The organism is Bradyrhizobium sp. USDA 3397 (assembly GCF_054060965.1).
The window spans coordinates 4225976-4240861 of sequence record NZ_JBSSDS010000001.1; the positions used below are offsets into that span (position 1 = coordinate 4225976).

Consider the following 14886-nt stretch of genomic DNA (forward strand, 5'->3'; position numbering starts at 1 on the left):
GGCCGGCGATGAGGCCCGCACGCTCAGTCTTTCGACTTGGGAGTCTGGAACACGCTGCCCAGCGTCACGATCTCGCCGAGGCGGGCGTAGCGCGGGCCACCGATGCGCGCGATCGGGTCGAGCGCCCTGGTCTCGACCTTGCCGTCGTTGACGAGACCGTCGCGCAAATGGAACAGCACGACCTCGCCGACGATGAGCCGGCTCTTGGCGTCACCGAATTCGAGGCACTGCCGGAAACGGCACTCCATCGCGACCGGCGCGGCGGCAAGCCGCGGCACCTTGATGCGCTCGCTCGCGAGCGTCTCCAGGCCGAGATGCTCCACCTCGCTGATTTCAGGCGGATGCTCGACCGAGCTGTCGTGCACGGCATTCATCAGCGGCGTATCCGCGATGTGGATCACATATTCCCCGGTGTCGAGGATGTTGTGCGCGGTGTCCTTGTAGTCGTCGCCCTTGCGGCCGACGCTGATGGCGAGCATCGGCGGCTTCTGCGAGACGAAGGTGAAGGCGCTGAACGGAGCGAGATTGAGCACGCCCGTAGCTGACAGGCTCGTCACCCAGGCGATCGGGCGCGGCACCACGATGCCGGTCATCAGGCGGTAGATGCGCTCGGCGCCGAGCTCGGTCGGATCGATCCGCATCGATCAATCCGCCCTGATATTGGCCTTGCGCACCACCGGAATCCACTTGGCGTCCTCGCGCTCGAGATAGGCCCTGAATTCGGCCGGCGTCATCGGCGTGGCTTCGCCGCCGAGCTTTTCGAACTTGTCGACCACGGCGGGGTCCTTGAGAATCGCGACCAGCGTCTCGTGCAGCTTCTCGACGATGGGCGCAGGCGTGCCAGCGGGCGCGAACAGGCCGGTGAAGGTCTGGCCGTCGAAATCCTTGTAGCCGAGCTCGGCGAAGGTCGGCACGTCGGGCAGCGACTTCAATCGATGCGGTGAGGTGACGGCGAGCGCGCGGAACAGGCCGGCCTTGATGTGCTGGAGGCTGACCGTGAGCTGGTCGAAGGCGAACTGCACCTGACCGCCCAGGAGATCGTTGATGGCCGGCGCATTGCCGCGATAATGCGCCGTGACCCATTGCAGCTCGAGGCTGGACTGCATCAGCTCGCTGAGCAGGTGGTTCGTGGTACCGGGGCCGGGCGAGGCCATGGTCAGCTTGCCGGGCTCGCGCTTGGCGAGGTCGAGAAACTCCTTGAGCGTGGTCGCCTGCACCGAGGGATGAACCTCGAGCACCAGCGGCGTCATCGAAATCGTCGAGATCGGGAGGAAGTCTTTCTTCCAATTATAGGCGTCGCGCTTGTTGATCTCGGTCGCGAACAGCACCGGGCCGTTGGCGCCGACGAACAGGGTGTAGCCGTCGGGCGCCGACTTCGCGAAGGCTTCGCCCGCGATCATGCCGCCGGCACCTGCCTTGTTCTCGATGACGAAGGGTTGGCCGAGCTTTTCCTGGAGCTTGTCGGCGACGATGCGCGCGGCGCTGTCGACATTGCCGCCGGCGGGATAGGGCACGATCAGCTTGACGTTGCGCGCCGGCCATTGCTGGCCGGAGGCGGGTCCCGCCAACATTGCGGCTGCTGCAGCGATGGCAATCCAGATTAATCTCATGTTAACCTCCCGGCGGCGCTTCAAATTCCATATCGGGTGCAGATGACGTCGTGCATGGCATCCCGATCGGAGCGCAATCTCCAGATGCGTGCTTGCCCTGTCGAGGGAATTGTGGCGTTCTTGTCCATATTATGGACAAGAGGCGCGTAACGAAATCGGCTCGCAGCGCCGTGGAACCGCGAGAGGGCGCGCAGGCGATCCGGCGCGCACTCGCGGTGCTGCGCATCCTGGCCGCAGGACGCGAGGACGGTGTGCCATTGGCCGAGGTGGTCCGCACCACGGGCCTCACCCGCCCCACCGTGCATCGCATCATCCACGTGCTGATTGAGGAAGGCATCGTCGAGCGGCACGGCAGGAGCGGCCGCTACGCGATCGGCAACCAGGTACCGGAACTGGCGCTGGCGCGTCCCCGGCCCTCGCGGCTCCTGGTCGCCGCAAATCCGTCGCTGCAGCGCGCGTCCGCCGCGATCGGCGACACGCTGTTCCTGACGGTGCGCACCGGCAACGACACGCTGTGCGTCGATCGCCGGATCGGGGTCTATCCGATCCAGGTGCTGTCGATCGAGGTCGGCGCGCGCCGGCCGCTCGGCGTCTCCAGCGCCGGCGTTGCCATCCTCGCCGCGATGCCGGCGCAGGAGGCGCGCAAGATCGTCGCGGCGAACGAGAAGCGGTTCGAGGCCTACCGGACCGACGTCGCGACCGTGCTCGGCCAGGTCACCGCCGCCAGGCGGCTGGGATACGGCATGAGAGAGATCGGCCTGGTGCAGGGGACGAAATCGATCTCGACCTGGATCAAGACGCCGGACGGGCAACCGGCTGCAGCGATGACCGTCTCCGCCGTTCGCACGCGGCTCGGGCCAAGGCGCGAGCAGGAGGTCGCGGAGATCCTGCTGCGCGAGGCGCGGATGATCGAGCAGGCTATTCGCGGCAATCTTGGCTAGTGCACGATAGCCTGCGACGGCGTCATGGCCGGGCTTGTCCCGGCCATCCACGCCTTCCAGCGGCACGAAGGACGTGGATGCCCGGGACAAGCCCGGGCATGACGACCTCTTGTGTGGGCTGTCAATGGGCTGACGTACCGCTCCGTTTTATGGCACAACGCGCCATCGCCGACCGACCAACGAGGCCACGCATGCCCGCGCCGAAACCGCCTGCCTTCGAGACCCTGAGCCTGCATGCGGGCCAGCATCCGGATCCCACGACCGGCGCCCGGGCGGTGCCGATCTACCAGACCACGTCCTACGTGTTCCAGGATTCCGATCACGCCGCCGCGCTGTTCAATCTGGAGCGCGCCGGCCACATCTATACGCGCATCTCCAATCCGACCACCGGCGTGCTGGAGGAGCGGCTTGCGGCGCTGGAAGGCGGCGTCGGCGCGATCTGCACGGCGAGCGGCCAGGCGGCGCTGCATCTGGCCATCGCCACGCTGCTCAATGCCGGCGACCACATCGTGGCATCGAGCTCGCTCTACGGCGGCACCATCAACCTCTTGGCGCACACGCTGCCGCGCTTCGGCATCACCACCACCTTCGTCAAGCCGCGCGATCTCGACGCGTTCCGCACAGCGATCAAGCCGAACACGAAGCTCGTGATCGGCGAGACCATCGGCAACCCTGGCCTCGAGGTACTCGACATCCCGAAGGTTGCGGCGATCGCGCATGAGGCCAAGATTCCGCTTCTGATCGACAACACCTTCGCCACGCCCTATCTCAGCCGCCCGATCGAGCTCGGTGCCGACATCGTGATGCATTCGGCGACCAAATGGATCGGCGGCCACGGCATCGCGATCGGCGGCGCCATCGTCGACGGCGGCCGCTTCGACTGGCGCTCCTCCGGCAAGTTCGGCGTGTTGACCGAGCCCTATGGCGGCTATCACGGCATCGTCTTCGACGAGCAGTTCGGCACCGCCGCCTTCATCATGCGCGCGCGCACGGAGGGCTTGCGCGATTTCGGCGCCTGCCTGTCGCCGACCAACGCGTTCCAGCTGCTCCAGGGCGTCGAGACGCTCGGCGTGCGCATGGACCGGCATATGCAGAACACGCATCTGGTGCTGGAAGCGCTGAAGTCCAACAAGGCCGTGGACTGGGTGCTGCACCCGTCGCTCGAGAACCATACGGACTACCAGCTCGCAAAGACGCTGCTGCCGCGCGGCGCCGGCTCGATCGTCTCCTTCGGCATCAAGGGCGGGCGGCCTGCCGGACGCAAGTTCATCGAGAGCTTGCGCATGATCAGCCATCTCGCCAATGTCGGCGACGCCAAGACGCTGGTGATCCATCCGGCCTCGACCACGCATCAGCAGATGGATGCCGAGCAGCTCAAGGCGGCCGGCATCGGCGAGGAGCTGGTGCGGCTCTCGGTCGGCATCGAGACCGCAAGCGATATCATCGACGACCTCAACCAAGCGCTGCGCATCTCGCAAAAGGCCTGACACCATGAAGCTTTCCGTCAACGGCGCCGATGTGTTTGTCGCAACCGGCGGCCGCGACTTCGACAAATCCCTGCCCGCGGTCGTCTTCATCCACGGCGCCGGCTTCGACCATTCGACCTGGGCGCTGCACACGCGCTGGTTCGCCCATCATGGCTTTGCCGTGCTGGCGCCCGACCTGCCCGGCCACGGCCGCTCTACTGGGCCTTCGCTCGGCAGCATCGCCGAGATGGCCGACTGGACGGCGGCGCTGCTCGATGCGGCGGGCGCCGCAAAAGCGCATCTGATCGGTCACTCCATGGGCTCGCTGATCTCGCTGGAGACCGCCGCGCGACATCCCGACAAGGTGTCAGCGCTGAGCCTGATCGGCACCGCCGCGACCATGACGGTGGGGCCGGATCTGTGGAAAGCCGCCGAAGCCAACTCGCAGGATGCCAACGACATGGTCTCGATCTGGGGCCTCGGGTTCAACGCGGAGCTCGGCGGCAGCCTGGCGCCGGGCCTGTGGATGCATGGCGGCGCGCAGGCGGTGCTCAGGGCATGCGAGCCAGGCGTGCTGTTCAGGGATCTGTCGGCCTGCAACGCCTATACGAATGCGCTTGCCGCTGCGGCGACCGTGAAGGTGCCGACGACGCTGGTCCTCGGCGAGCGGGACATGATGACGCCGGCGAAGGCCGGCAAGGCGCTCGCCGCCGCGATCCCGCATGCAAGGACCGTCGTGGTGCCCGGTGCCGGCCACATGATCATGGCCGAGCGGCCGGACGAGTTGCTGGCGGCGCTGAGGAACTAAGCGGATCAATCTTCCGTCTTGCGCGTTGCGGTCAGACATCCCTCTCACTCAAGAAGGGAACTGGACCATGCCGAGACAGGAAGTCATTCGCAAAGCGAGGCAAGACAAGCGCGCCGGCAAGTCGGCCAGCACGCAGGCCGGCGAATTCGTCAAGGACCAGATCGACAAGATTCGCAAGGGCAAGCACGGCGCGCGCTCGACCAAGCAGGCCATCGCGATCGGCCTCTCCGAAGCGCGTCGCGCCGGTGTCGATCTGCCGCCACCGCGCAAAGGGCGCACTACGAAGGCGACGCGGCGCAGTGCCAAGTACGCTTACGAGGTCGGCCAGGGCAAACGCACGCCGAAGCGGAGGCCGAAAGTATCGCGCGCCGCCACGAACGCTCTGAAGAAGGAACCGCGATCGACCGCATCGCGCAGTGCGCTATCGAAACAGGCCAAGCGAGCCGCAAGCCGCCGACCCGCAGCGTCCCGCTCGGCCGCCGCGCGGAAAGCGAGCCAGACCAAGGGCGCCAAGGTGCGCTCCGCCGCCGCCAAGAAGGCGGCGCGCACCCGCGCGCGCCGCCGGAGCTGATCAGTCGCGCCGGCTCAGGAGCCTGGATTCCATTTCCAGACGATGCCGGAGACGTTGACGGGCTTCGGGATCAGGCCGAGCTTTGCGAAACGGTCGGCGACCGCCTGCTGGCTTGCGATGATCTCGGCATCCAGCGGCACCACGCGGAAGTTTGAGCGACCCACGAAGCGCCTGACGGCCTCGATGTCGACGCCGGTTGCGTCCGCCTGCGCTTTGGCGACGTCCTCGTGGTGTTCGTTGGCCCAGACGCCTTCGGAGGCGAAGGTGCTGTTGAGCTTCGCCACCAGCGAAGGATATTTATCAACGAAATCCGTGTTAGCGACGTAGAACGCATTCGGCTTGTGCACGTCCTTGTCGAAAGCGATGACCCGCGCCTTCTCCTTCAGCTCGGCGAGCGCGAGATAGGGATCCCAGATCGACCAGGCATCGACCGAACCCTTGATGAAGGCGGCGGTCGCATCGGCAGGTGCGAGCGGCGCCGGCGTGATGTCGGACCAGGATAGGCCGGCCTTTTCGAGCGCGGCGACCAATAGATTATGCGCGCTGGATCCCTTGCCGAAGGCGACGCGTTTGCCCTTGAGATCAGCGAGCGTCTTGATGGCCGAATCCTTCGGCACGATGATCGCCTGGGTGTTGCCTTCCGATTTCACCGCAGCGACGTAGCGGATCTTGGCGCCGCCGGCCTGCGCGAAGATCGGCGGGGAGTCGCCGACATAGCCGAAATCGACGCTGCCGACATTGATGGCCTCCAGCAGCGGCGGACCGAACTGGAAGTCGATCCACTTGATCTCGATGCCGAGCGGCCTGAAGGCGTTCTCCAGCGTCTGGCGCTGCCGCACCGCCGGGAAGAAGCCGCCCTTCTGCGTGCCGATGCGGATTTCCGCCGGCTTGTCCTCGGCGTGCGCGGGCGCAGCCAGGGCCGTCGCAAGCAACAGCGTCGTTGCCAGAATGTGTCGTCGGGTGATCATGACGCGGGTCCTTTCGATTGGATCAGTTGGGGAAAGAGTTGCGAGCTCGCGCGGCCGCTCCGCTCGGAGAAGACGGCACGGGCGGCGCGCTCGGCCTCGCGGGCCGAACGGAACTGGCGGCCTTCGAGGCTGTCGAACAGGCGCTCGGAGGAGAAAAAGCGGAAGCCGCGCTCATCGCGCGTGATGATGCCGGCGGCGCGGTCCTGGATCTCGATGATGTAGGCGTTCGACTGGGTCTGGGACATGACTGCTCATTCGCCGGAAGTTCGGCGTTCCTGTCTTTGGATTTCCGATGTGAGGTGCTGCTAGGAGACGGTCAGCAACAACAACAGGCGCCCGTCGCCGCCGAGAAACAGCGCCGCGTCATGCACGCATGCATGTCGTTCTGATTGCGCTGGTGATCGGTTTTCATAGTGCGGCTTCAGGCTCGAGGAGCAGTTTCGATGTCTCGAATATCGAGCGATCGGCACGATTGGTCAATGAAATGGCTATCCAAATTTACGGCGCGCGCGCTCGGGCGCTTCTCCCGCTGCAAGCACTGACAGACGGATTCATCTCGCGATGAGTTCAACACGCGCAAGCAGCGGGCGTGATACGCTCCCAAGGCCAATGATATGGGAGGTTCCAGGCATGGCGGATACTCTGAAGGGGCGCACGGCGCTCGTCACCGGCGGCTCGCGCGGAATCGGCGCCGCTGTCTGTCGTGCGTTGGCCGAAGCAGGCGCGTCGGTGGCGATCAACTGCCGCGAGAGAATCGGCCAGGCCGAGCAGCTGGCGGGCGAGATCGGCAAGCAGGGCGGCCGCGCCATCGTCGTTGCCGCCGACGTCTCGCAAGCCGAGGCCGTGGCCGGAATGGTCGAGCGCGTCACGGCCGGGCTCGGGCCGATCGACATCCTCGTCAACAATGCCGGTATCGCCATCACGCGCGGCGTCGACGATCTCACCGAGGACGATTTCGACCGCACCATCCTGGTCAACCTGAAATCCGCTTTCCTGTGCACGCAGGCGGTGCTGCCGTCGATGCGCGCGCGGACATGGGGCCGCATCGTCAACATCTCCTCAGGCGCCGCGCGCGGTGCCGGCTCGATCGGCCCGCACTACAATGCATCGAAGGCCGGCCTGGAAGGCCTGACGCGAGGCTATGCGGCGCGGCTGGTGAAGGACGGCATCACCGTCAACGCGGTGGCGCCCTCGCTGATCGAGACCGACATGATGAGCAGCCAGCCCCAGCTCGTCACCCGCATCCCGCTCGGCCGCTTCGGCACGGCGGACGAGGTGGCGAAGGCCGTGATGCTGCTGGTCGACAACGCCTACATGACCGGACAGACCATCGCGCTGAGCGGCGGGATGGCGTTTAATTGAGTGATGGCTCTTACCTCTCCCCGCTTGCGGGGAGAGGGAGACGAGAGAGCGCACCTGCTCACCACATCGTCGCCGCCGCCCGTTCGGGCCAAGCGCGATCGTACTCCGCGCCACCGACCTTGTTGTCACTCATCTCCGCAAGGATCTGTCCCGGAGTCGGCAGCGTTTTCGGATCGACGCGCTTGTCGAGATTCCAGAGGTCGGAGCGGACGATGGCGCGGGCGCATTGGAAGTAGATCTCGTCCACGTTCATCACCATGACGCTGCGCGGCGCCTTGCCTTCGACCTTGAACGAGGCGAGCAGCTCCGGATCGATGGAGAGATGCGCGCGGCCGTTCGCCCGCACCGCATTGCCCGAGCCCGGGATCAGGAACATCAGCGACACCCTGGGGTCGCGCACGATGTTCCGCAAGGAATCAACCCGGTTGTTGCCGCGGCGGTCCGGCAACATCAGCGTCTTGGAATCGTGGATACGGACGAAGCCGGGCAGATCGCCGCGCGGCGAGCAGTCGATGCCCTCGGGTCCGATGGTGGCGAGCGCGGCGAACGGCGCCTTCTCGATGAAGATGCTGTAGAGCGGGGTGACGTGGTCGGCAACTTTGACGGTCGAGGCATCGTTCGTGACGCCGTAGATGGCCTCCAGCTGCTCGACCGTTTCAATCACCGTCATTCCACTCTCTCCTTGCTGTTGCCAGCAACTAGTCTTGCCAGCCTTCATTCCTGATCACGCGTCCCAGCTGGCGGCCGTGGTAGTCCGCGCTGCCGGCATTGACGATGGTGACGTCCGCGTGCGCCGACGCATCATCGACGCTGCGCGACAGCCGCTCGGCGATGCTGCCATCGCTTGTCCGGGCGCGCGCAGCAAGCCGCTGCGCCAATACGTCCGGCGGCGCCGTGATCGCGACCACCACGACGTTGGCATAGGCCTGGCGCAAGGCGGCGATCACGGTGCGTGAGACGTTGACGACGATGGTGCGGCCGGCGCGGATGTCGTCGTTGATCTCGAGCGGCAGCGCATAGGAATGCCCATGCGCCTCCCAGTGCACGGCAAAGTCGCCGTGCTCGCACGCACGGCGGAATTCGTCGGGGCTGACCGCGATATTGTCTTCATCGGCCGAGGACGCCCGCGTCACGATGCGGCGCGGGAAGACGATGTCGGGGTCCTCGCTGCAGGCGGCCTGCGCCAGCCGCAACAGCGTGTCCTTGCCGGCGCCGCTGGGGCCGACCACGAGCACGAGCCGGCCGGAGCCGATCGCACCCGTCTCGCCTTCGCCCGTGGTCGCCATCTCGCTCATGCGACGCGGTGTCCTTCGCGCCAGACGCTGCGGACCACGGGAACGTGGCCTGCGACATGGACGCGGATCAGATCGGCGCGCTTGCCGGTCGCGACCTCGCCGCGGTCGGTGAGGCCGACCGCTTCGGCGGGCGCTTTCGTCACGGTGCGGACCGCGGCAGGAAGGCTGATCGCGGGCACATGCTCGGGCAATTGCAACGCGGCCATCAAAAGGCTCGACGGAATGTAATCCGACGACAGGATGTCGAGCAGGCCTTCGCGGGCGAGATCGACCGCCGCGATGTTGCCGGAGTGCGAGCCGCCGCGCACTACGTTCGGCGCGCCCATCAGGATGTCGATGCCGGCCTGGTGCAGGCCGCGCGCGGCCTCCAGCGTGGTCGGGAATTCCGCGACCGAGACGCGGTCACGCACGGCGTCCGCGACGTTCTCCTCGGTGGTGTCGTCGTGGCTCGCCAGCGGAATGTTGTACTCATGCGCCAGCGCCACGATCTCGCGCATGTTGGCCGCGGCATAGAGCCTCTGATACTCGAAGCGCTTTGCGAACAGCTCGTCGAGCTCGGCATCGGTCTTGCCGCCGCCCTTGCCGCGGTAATAGTCGCGCAGCTTGACCTCGTCGCGGAACTGGCGCTGGCCCGGCGTGTGGTCCATCAGCGACATCAGCTTGACGTCGGGACGGTCGATCAGCTCCTTGGCCTCCTCGACCACGCTCGGCATCGGGATCTCGCAGCGCAGATGCAGGAAGTGATCGGCGCGCAGCAGGTTGGCCTCGCGCGCGGTGGTGATCGCGGCGGCGAGCACGCCGGCGCGGCCATCGACCTCCTCGGCGCCGTCCTCGCGCCAGACCCGGAGCGAATCGAACACGGTGGTGATGCCCGAGGTCGCAAGCTGGCCGTCATAGGAGATGACGGCGGCGACCGGATTCCAGAACACTTTTGGCCGCGGCACGTAATGCGCCTCGAGATGGTCGGTGTGGAGCTCGATCAGGCCGGGCATGATCAGATCGCCGCCGGCATCCTCGGCACCCGCGGGCGCAGTCCCCTCGCCGATCTCCGCAATGCGGCCGTCGGCAAGCGCGAGCCAGCCCTGCTCGATCACCCGGTCAGCCAGCACGATCCTGGCGTTGGCGATCACGGATTCCTTCTTCATTTCCCCATTCCTTCAGGCCGCGGCGGCAAAGCCGGTGACGTCGACGATGCGGTCGGCAATCAAATGACGGATTTCGTCGTCATGGACAATGGCGACCATGGCGACGCCCTGACGTTTCTTTTCAGCGACCAGCTCCACCACCACGGCGCGATTGGCTGCATCGAGCGAGGCGGTCGGTTCGTCCAGCAGCAGGATCGGCAGATCCGAGATGAAGCCGCGGGCGATGTTCACGCGTTGCTGCTCGCCGCCGGAGAAGGTCGCGGGCGGCAGCTGCCAGAGCCGCTCGGGAATGTTGAGGCGGCGCAGCAGCTCGCCGGCGCGCGCCTGTGCCTCAGTCCGGCTCATCCCGTTCACGATCAACGGCTCCGCCACGACGTCGATGGTCGCAACCCGCGGCACGGCCCGCAAGAACTGGCTGACATAGCCGATGGTGGAGCGGCGGATGTTGAGCACCTGCCGCGGCTCGGCGGTGGCAAGATCGACCACGGCGCCGCGATGGCGGATGCCGATGCGGCCGCTGTCGCAGCGGTAATTGCCGAAGATCATCTTCAGGATCGACGATTTGCCGGCGCCCGACGGACCCGACAGCACCACGCACTCGCCGGGATTGACGTGGAAGGTCACGCCGCGCACCACCGGCAGCTCGATGCCGCCCTGCAGGTGCATCGTGAAGGTCTTTTGCGCATCGGCAATGTCGATCATGGCGGGCATCGGAGGGCTCATGTTGTAAAGATCATGGCGGCAGGATCGAGGAGACCAGCAGCTGGGTATAGGGCTCGCGCGGATCGTCGAGAACCTGATCGGTGAGACCGGTCTCGATGACGCGGCCGCCTTTCATCACCATCACGCGGTGCGACAAGAGGCGCGCCACCGCGAGATCGTGGGTGACGATGACGACGGCGAGGTTCAGCTCGGCGACGAGGCTGCGCAGGAGATCGAGCAGGCGCGCCTGCACCGACACGTCAAGGCCGCCGGTCGGCTCGTCCATGAACACGAGCCGCGGCTCGGTGACGAGGTTGCGGGCGATCTGGAGGCGCTGGCGCATGCCGCCGGAATAGGTGCGCGGCGCATCGTCGATGCGCGCGACGTCGATCTCGACGCGTGTCAGCCAATCCGACGCGGTCTCACGGATGCGGCCGTAGTGATTCCACCCCACCGCCATCAGCCGCTCGCCGACATTGGCGCCGGCCGACACCGCCATGCGCAGCCCCTGCGCGGGATCCTGATGCACGAATCCCCAATCGGTGCGGAACAGGAAGCGCCGTTCGGCCTCGCCCAGCGTCGTGAGATCGCGGGTGACGCCGTCACGCATCCGGTAGGAGACGTGCCCCGCGCTCGGCGCGAGCTGGCCCGACAGCATTTGCAGCAGCGTCGACTTGCCCGAGCCGGATTCGCCGACGATCGCCAGCACCTCGCCGGGATAGAGCGAGAACGAGACGTCGCGGCAGGCATTGATGCGGCCGAACGACTTGCTGAGGGATTTTGCGACCAGCAGCGGCTCGTCGTTCTCGATCAAATTCTGATCAGCCATTCGCGGCCTCCTGCGCCTTCTCCTTGTACGGCGCGGCACTGAGGCTGCCGTGATGGCCGGCAGCCTGGCGGCCCTCGCAATAATCGGTATCCGAGCACACGAACATGCGCCCGCCCTTGTCGTCGGTGACGATCTCGTCGAGATAGGAATTCTCCGCGCCACAGAGCGCGCAAGGGGCGTTGAAGCGGTAGGGCTCGAACGGGTGGTCCTCGAAATCGAGCGACACCACCTGCGTATAGGGCGGGATCGCGTAGATGCGCTTCTCGCGGCCGGCGCCGAACAATTGCAGCGCCGGGCAATTGTCCATCTTGGGATTGTCGAATTTCGGCGTCGGCGACGGATCCATCACATAGCGCGCGTTGACCTTCACCGGATAGGCGTAGGCGGTGGCGATATGGCCGAAGCGGGCGATGTCTTCGTAGAGCTTCACATGCATCAGGCCGTATTCGGCCAGCGCGTGCATGCGCCGCGTCTCGGTCTCGCGCGGCTCGAGGAAGCGCAGGGGCTCGGGGATCGGCACCTGATAGACCAGGACCTGGTTGGCACGCAGCGCCGTCTCCGGGATGCGATGGCGGGTCTGGATCACCGTGGCATCCTCCGTCGCCGTCGTCGTCGCAACGCCGGCGGTCTTGGCGAAGAACTTGCGGATCGAGATCGCATTGGTGGTGTCGTCGGAGCCCTGGTCGATCACCTTCAGCACGTCGGCGGGACCGAGGATCGCGGCCGTGACCTGCACGCCGCCGGTGCCCCAGCCATAGGGCATCGGCATCTCGCGGCTGGCGAACGGCACCTGATAGCCGGGAATGGCGATCGCCTTCAGGATCGCGCGGCGGATCATCCGCTTGGTCTGCTCGTCGAGATAGGCGAAATTGTAGGCCGGCGCGTTCATTCCGCGGCCTCCTTCATGGCATCTTGGGTATTGGCGTCGGCGAACGCTTCGGAGAACTCCTGGCGCAGCTTGCGCAAGAGGCCGAGCTCGGATTGGAAATCGACATAGTGCGGCAGCTTCAGGTGCTCGACGAAGCCGGTCGCCTGGACATTGTCCGAATGCGACATCACGAATTCCTCGTCCTGCGCCGGGGCCAGCGCCTCCTCGCCGAGCTCACGGGCGCGCAATGCGCGATCGACCAGCGCCATCGACATGGTCTTGCGCTCGCTCTGGCCGAAGGCGAGGCCATAGCCGCGGGTGAAGCACGGCGCTTCCGTCGCCGAGCCCTTGAACTGGTTGACCATCTGGCACTCCGTGAGCTCGATCGCGCCGAGCGGCACGGCAAAGCCGACGTCTTCCGCGAGGAATTCGACCTCGACCTCGCCGAAGCGGATCTCGCCGACGAAGGGATGGTTGCGGCCGTAGCCGCGCTGGGTGGAATAGCCCATCGCGAGCAGAAAGCCTTCGTCACCGCGCGCAAGGTTCTGCAGGCGCAAATCACGGTCCGCGGGGAAATTCAGCGGCTCGCGGGTGAGATCGCCGACGCTGGCGCCGTCCTCAGCTTCCGGCGATGATTCGATCAGCCCGTCGCGCCCGAGAATGTCTGTCACGCGCGGCGTCGGCGCGGTGGAGGCTTCGGCCGCAGCCGGCCTCTCTGGCACAAAACCTTGGGCGAGCGATGGATCGAGCAGGCGGTGCGTGTAGTCGAAGGTCGGCCCCAGGATCTGGCCGCCGGGAATGTCCTTGAAGGTCGCCGACACCCGCCGCTGCACCCGCATGGCGCCGGTGTCGACGGGCTCGCTGACGCCGAAACGCGGCAGCGTGGCGCGGAAGGCGCGCACCAGGAAGATCGCCTCGATCAAATCGCCGCGGGCCTGCTTGATCGCAAGCGACGCGAGCTCGCGGTCATAGAGCGAGCCTTCGCTCATGACGCGATCGACAGCGAGGCCAAGCTGCTCCGAGATCTGATCGAGCGAGATTTCCGCAACGCTCTGGTCGCCGCGCCGCTTATGCGCGAGCAGGCGATGGGCGTTCTCGATGGCGCGTTCGCCGCCTTTGACTGCGACATACATGCTTCTAGCTTCCCTTGCTCACGATTCGCGTGGTGCGGGGGATCGCGACCACGGCGTCATCGGCGACCAGCACCACATCTATGCCGCGCGGAAACAGCGCTTCGTTCATCTGCAGGCGCTCGAACAGGTCGAAAGGCTTGATCGACGCCTGCAGCGTGGCGACTCCGTCGATGCCGGGGCCGCGCAGCTCAAAGCTGCGCCCGGCGGCGAGGCTGTCGACCTGGATGATCACCGTGGTCGAGCGGTCCGGATACTCGCTGGTGCCGAGCGCGAAGGATTCGAACGAGGGCAAGGCGCCGCCGTCACTGATGAGCGCGAACGAAGCGACCGACGAATCCTGCACAACCGGCGCGCCAGTGTGGAACTTGAGCCACTTCGTCACGTCCGCGCTTTCCGCCATCCGTGCGTCGAGCCAGAGCGGCGTGTCGTGGTCGAACAGCGTCAGCGCGATCGCGGCGGTGCCGCGCATCATCGTATCAGGCGCGCCCGCCATCGGCACGATGCGCTGGACCGAGCCCGGCCGCGCCATGGCGTCCATGACCGAGCGAAAGGTCGATTGCGCCGACAGCACCTTGTCGGCGAAACCCGGCGGCAGCTCCGCAATCGTGGTCATGATCTCACCCCTCACCGCGCACCATGGTGTAGAAATCAACCTTCGTCGCGGCGGCCGCTGCCGCCGCCTGCTTGCGACTGACCATGAGCTGCTCGCGCAACGGCGCGATAATTTCGCGCTCCACCGCTCCGCCGAAATCGCGGGACTGCACCAGCGCATCGCACAGCGCGATCAGACGCGCCTTCTCACCGTCGCGGCCGAGCGTGTAGCCGAACCCGACCTCGCCGCTCGCAAGCCGCACCGCGGCGCGCGACACCGTCGCTTCGCCGAGATTGAACGGCGCACCATCGCCGCCGACCCGGCCGCGCAGCATGACGAGGCCGTTCTCGGGCGTGCGCAGATCCTGATGGTCCGGGAGGGCCAAGTTGCGGAGGCGAGCGGCGATCTCGCCCGCCTCCGCGTGCGCCAGCACCGCCATTGCGGCCTTGCGCTGGGCTTGCTGGTCGTTGTGCTGGGTCACCTGGTCCATCGAACCTTCTACAGAACTTGCCGCGCCGAAGTTGTCTATGATAATAGACAACTTCATACGGACGCGCCATGACTGTTTCGTGACAATGCTGTGATTTCTGGAGTAG

At 66.2% G+C, this 14886-nt stretch carries 18 protein-coding genes; 5 read left to right on the forward strand and 13 right to left on the reverse strand.

What is annotated here, in order from left to right:
• Positions 1-23 precede the first annotated feature (23 nt).
• The gene (locus ACVWYQ_RS19480; protein ID WP_404544167.1) at positions 24-641 is read right to left on the reverse strand and encodes a flavin reductase family protein; all 618 of its coding nucleotides are present in this window, start codon (positions 639-641) and stop codon (positions 24-26) included.
• A 3-nt stretch (positions 642-644) separates the two neighbouring features.
• Entirely contained in the window at positions 645-1610 is a 966-nt protein-coding gene (locus ACVWYQ_RS19485) for a Bug family tripartite tricarboxylate transporter substrate binding protein (protein ID WP_225189545.1), read from the reverse strand.
• A gap of 131 nt (positions 1611-1741) precedes the next feature.
• Between ACVWYQ_RS19485 and ACVWYQ_RS19490 the strand changes: the two genes are divergently transcribed.
• The 4 genes from ACVWYQ_RS19490 (at position 1742) to ACVWYQ_RS19505 (ending at position 5396) form a co-directional block, all read left to right on the forward strand.
• Positions 1742-2551, forward strand: a complete 810-nt coding sequence (locus ACVWYQ_RS19490) for an IclR family transcriptional regulator (protein WP_404544170.1) — start codon at positions 1742-1744, stop codon at positions 2549-2551.
• 191 nt (positions 2552-2742) lie between these two features.
• Positions 2743-4038 (forward strand): O-acetylhomoserine aminocarboxypropyltransferase, encoded by a 1296-nt coding sequence (locus tag ACVWYQ_RS19495; RefSeq protein WP_456726280.1) that lies wholly within the window; start codon positions 2743-2745, stop codon positions 4036-4038.
• Between the two features lie 4 nt (positions 4039-4042).
• On the forward strand, positions 4043-4825 hold the full coding sequence (locus ACVWYQ_RS19500; protein ID WP_404544173.1) for an alpha/beta fold hydrolase: 783 nt from the start codon (positions 4043-4045) through the stop codon (positions 4823-4825).
• 67 nt (positions 4826-4892) lie between these two features.
• A complete protein-coding gene (locus ACVWYQ_RS19505; RefSeq protein ID WP_157283283.1) occupies positions 4893-5396 on the forward strand; it encodes a DUF6496 domain-containing protein in 504 nt (167 codons plus the stop codon).
• A 14-nt stretch (positions 5397-5410) separates the two neighbouring features.
• Here ACVWYQ_RS19505 and ACVWYQ_RS19510 read toward each other — a convergent pair whose 3' ends face one another.
• Positions 5411-6364: an aliphatic sulfonate ABC transporter substrate-binding protein gene (locus tag ACVWYQ_RS19510; protein ID WP_404544175.1), complete on the reverse strand. Its 954-nt coding sequence runs from the start codon at positions 6362-6364 to the stop codon at positions 5411-5413.
• Positions 6361-6609 carry a hypothetical protein gene (locus tag ACVWYQ_RS19515; protein WP_404544177.1) on the reverse strand — a complete coding sequence of 83 codons (249 nt, stop codon included), beginning with the start codon at positions 6607-6609 and terminating at the stop codon, positions 6361-6363. The genes ACVWYQ_RS19510 and ACVWYQ_RS19515 overlap by 4 nt, the downstream gene beginning before the upstream one ends.
• A 385-nt stretch (positions 6610-6994) precedes the next feature.
• Here ACVWYQ_RS19515 and ACVWYQ_RS19520 point away from each other — a divergent pair, with 385 nt between their 5' ends.
• Positions 6995-7726, forward strand: coding sequence for an SDR family NAD(P)-dependent oxidoreductase (locus tag ACVWYQ_RS19520; protein ID WP_275507936.1), 732 nt, complete (start codon positions 6995-6997; stop codon positions 7724-7726).
• Positions 7727-7784: 58 nt separating this feature from the next.
• On the opposite strand, the gene ACVWYQ_RS19525 is transcribed toward ACVWYQ_RS19520, so the two are convergent.
• The 9 genes from ACVWYQ_RS19525 to phnG are packed head-to-tail and all read right to left on the reverse strand — an operon-like array spanning position 7785 to position 14780.
• A complete protein-coding gene (locus tag ACVWYQ_RS19525; protein WP_404544180.1) occupies positions 7785-8396 on the reverse strand; it encodes a pyridoxamine 5'-phosphate oxidase family protein in 612 nt (203 codons plus the stop codon).
• A 28-nt stretch (positions 8397-8424) separates the two neighbouring features.
• Entirely contained in the window at positions 8425-9021 is a 597-nt protein-coding gene (gene phnN / locus ACVWYQ_RS19530) for a phosphonate metabolism protein/1,5-bisphosphokinase (PRPP-forming) PhnN (RefSeq protein WP_404544182.1), read from the reverse strand.
• Positions 9018-10166, reverse strand: coding sequence for an alpha-D-ribose 1-methylphosphonate 5-triphosphate diphosphatase (locus ACVWYQ_RS19535; RefSeq protein WP_128264913.1), 1149 nt, complete (start codon positions 10164-10166; stop codon positions 9018-9020). Before ACVWYQ_RS19535 ends, phnN begins: the two co-directional genes overlap by 4 nt.
• A 12-nt stretch (positions 10167-10178) precedes the next feature.
• Entirely contained in the window at positions 10179-10877 is a 699-nt protein-coding gene (gene phnL, locus ACVWYQ_RS19540) for a phosphonate C-P lyase system protein PhnL (RefSeq protein WP_404544184.1), read from the reverse strand.
• Positions 10878-10899: 22 nt separating this feature from the next.
• Positions 10900-11697 (reverse strand): phosphonate C-P lyase system protein PhnK, encoded by a 798-nt coding sequence (gene phnK, locus ACVWYQ_RS19545; protein WP_456726281.1) that lies wholly within the window; start codon positions 11695-11697, stop codon positions 10900-10902.
• Complete coding sequence (locus ACVWYQ_RS19550; RefSeq protein WP_404544188.1) at positions 11690-12586, reverse strand: alpha-D-ribose 1-methylphosphonate 5-phosphate C-P-lyase PhnJ; 897 nt, start codon at positions 12584-12586, stop codon at positions 11690-11692. The genes phnK and ACVWYQ_RS19550 overlap by 8 nt, the downstream gene beginning before the upstream one ends.
• On the reverse strand, positions 12583-13698 hold the full coding sequence (locus ACVWYQ_RS19555) for a carbon-phosphorus lyase complex subunit PhnI (protein WP_404544190.1): 1116 nt from the start codon (positions 13696-13698) through the stop codon (positions 12583-12585). The genes ACVWYQ_RS19550 and ACVWYQ_RS19555 overlap by 4 nt, the downstream gene beginning before the upstream one ends.
• Positions 13699-13702: 4 nt before the next feature.
• A complete protein-coding gene (gene phnH, locus ACVWYQ_RS19560) occupies positions 13703-14311 on the reverse strand; it encodes a phosphonate C-P lyase system protein PhnH (RefSeq protein WP_404544192.1) in 609 nt (202 codons plus the stop codon).
• Positions 14312-14315: 4 nt separating this feature from the next.
• Positions 14316-14780 carry a phosphonate C-P lyase system protein PhnG gene (gene phnG / locus ACVWYQ_RS19565; protein WP_404544194.1) on the reverse strand — a complete coding sequence of 155 codons (465 nt, stop codon included), beginning with the start codon at positions 14778-14780 and terminating at the stop codon, positions 14316-14318.
• Between the last annotated feature and the right edge of the window lie 106 nt (positions 14781-14886).

What these genes read in the sequence shown, in the direction of transcription:
- phnL (WP_404544184.1), bottom strand. Translation starts at nt 10,877, where the DNA reads ATGCCCGCCATGATCGACATTGCCGATGCGCAAAAGACCTTCACGATG.
- ACVWYQ_RS19505 (WP_157283283.1), top strand. Translation starts at nt 4,893, where the DNA reads ATGCCGAGACAGGAAGTCATTCGCAAAGCGAGGCAAGACAAGCGCGCC.
- ACVWYQ_RS19535 (WP_128264913.1), bottom strand. Translation starts at nt 10,166, where the DNA reads ATGAAGAAGGAATCCGTGATCGCCAACGCCAGGATCGTGCTGGCTGAC.
- ACVWYQ_RS19555 (WP_404544190.1), bottom strand. Translation starts at nt 13,698, where the DNA reads ATGTATGTCGCAGTCAAAGGCGGCGAACGCGCCATCGAGAACGCCCAT.
- ACVWYQ_RS19485 (WP_225189545.1), bottom strand. Translation starts at nt 1,610, where the DNA reads ATGAGATTAATCTGGATTGCCATCGCTGCAGCAGCCGCAATGTTGGCG.
- phnN (WP_404544182.1), bottom strand. Translation starts at nt 9,021, where the DNA reads ATGAGCGAGATGGCGACCACGGGCGAAGGCGAGACGGGTGCGATCGGC.
- ACVWYQ_RS19550 (WP_404544188.1), bottom strand. Translation starts at nt 12,586, where the DNA reads ATGAACGCGCCGGCCTACAATTTCGCCTATCTCGACGAGCAGACCAAG.
- ACVWYQ_RS19480 (WP_404544167.1), bottom strand. Translation starts at nt 641, where the DNA reads ATGCGGATCGATCCGACCGAGCTCGGCGCCGAGCGCATCTACCGCCTG.
- phnH (WP_404544192.1), bottom strand. Translation starts at nt 14,311, where the DNA reads ATGACCACGATTGCGGAGCTGCCGCCGGGTTTCGCCGACAAGGTGCTG.
- ACVWYQ_RS19525 (WP_404544180.1), bottom strand. Translation starts at nt 8,396, where the DNA reads ATGACGGTGATTGAAACGGTCGAGCAGCTGGAGGCCATCTACGGCGTC.
- ACVWYQ_RS19515 (WP_404544177.1), bottom strand. Translation starts at nt 6,609, where the DNA reads ATGTCCCAGACCCAGTCGAACGCCTACATCATCGAGATCCAGGACCGC.
- ACVWYQ_RS19510 (WP_404544175.1), bottom strand. Translation starts at nt 6,364, where the DNA reads ATGATCACCCGACGACACATTCTGGCAACGACGCTGTTGCTTGCGACG.
- phnK (WP_456726281.1), bottom strand. Translation starts at nt 11,697, where the DNA reads ATGGCTGATCAGAATTTGATCGAGAACGACGAGCCGCTGCTGGTCGCA.
- ACVWYQ_RS19490 (WP_404544170.1), top strand. Translation starts at nt 1,742, where the DNA reads ATGGACAAGAGGCGCGTAACGAAATCGGCTCGCAGCGCCGTGGAACCG.
- ACVWYQ_RS19495 (WP_456726280.1), top strand. Translation starts at nt 2,743, where the DNA reads ATGCCCGCGCCGAAACCGCCTGCCTTCGAGACCCTGAGCCTGCATGCG.
- ACVWYQ_RS19500 (WP_404544173.1), top strand. Translation starts at nt 4,043, where the DNA reads ATGAAGCTTTCCGTCAACGGCGCCGATGTGTTTGTCGCAACCGGCGGC.
- ACVWYQ_RS19520 (WP_275507936.1), top strand. Translation starts at nt 6,995, where the DNA reads ATGGCGGATACTCTGAAGGGGCGCACGGCGCTCGTCACCGGCGGCTCG.
- phnG (WP_404544194.1), bottom strand. Translation starts at nt 14,780, where the DNA reads ATGGACCAGGTGACCCAGCACAACGACCAGCAAGCCCAGCGCAAGGCC.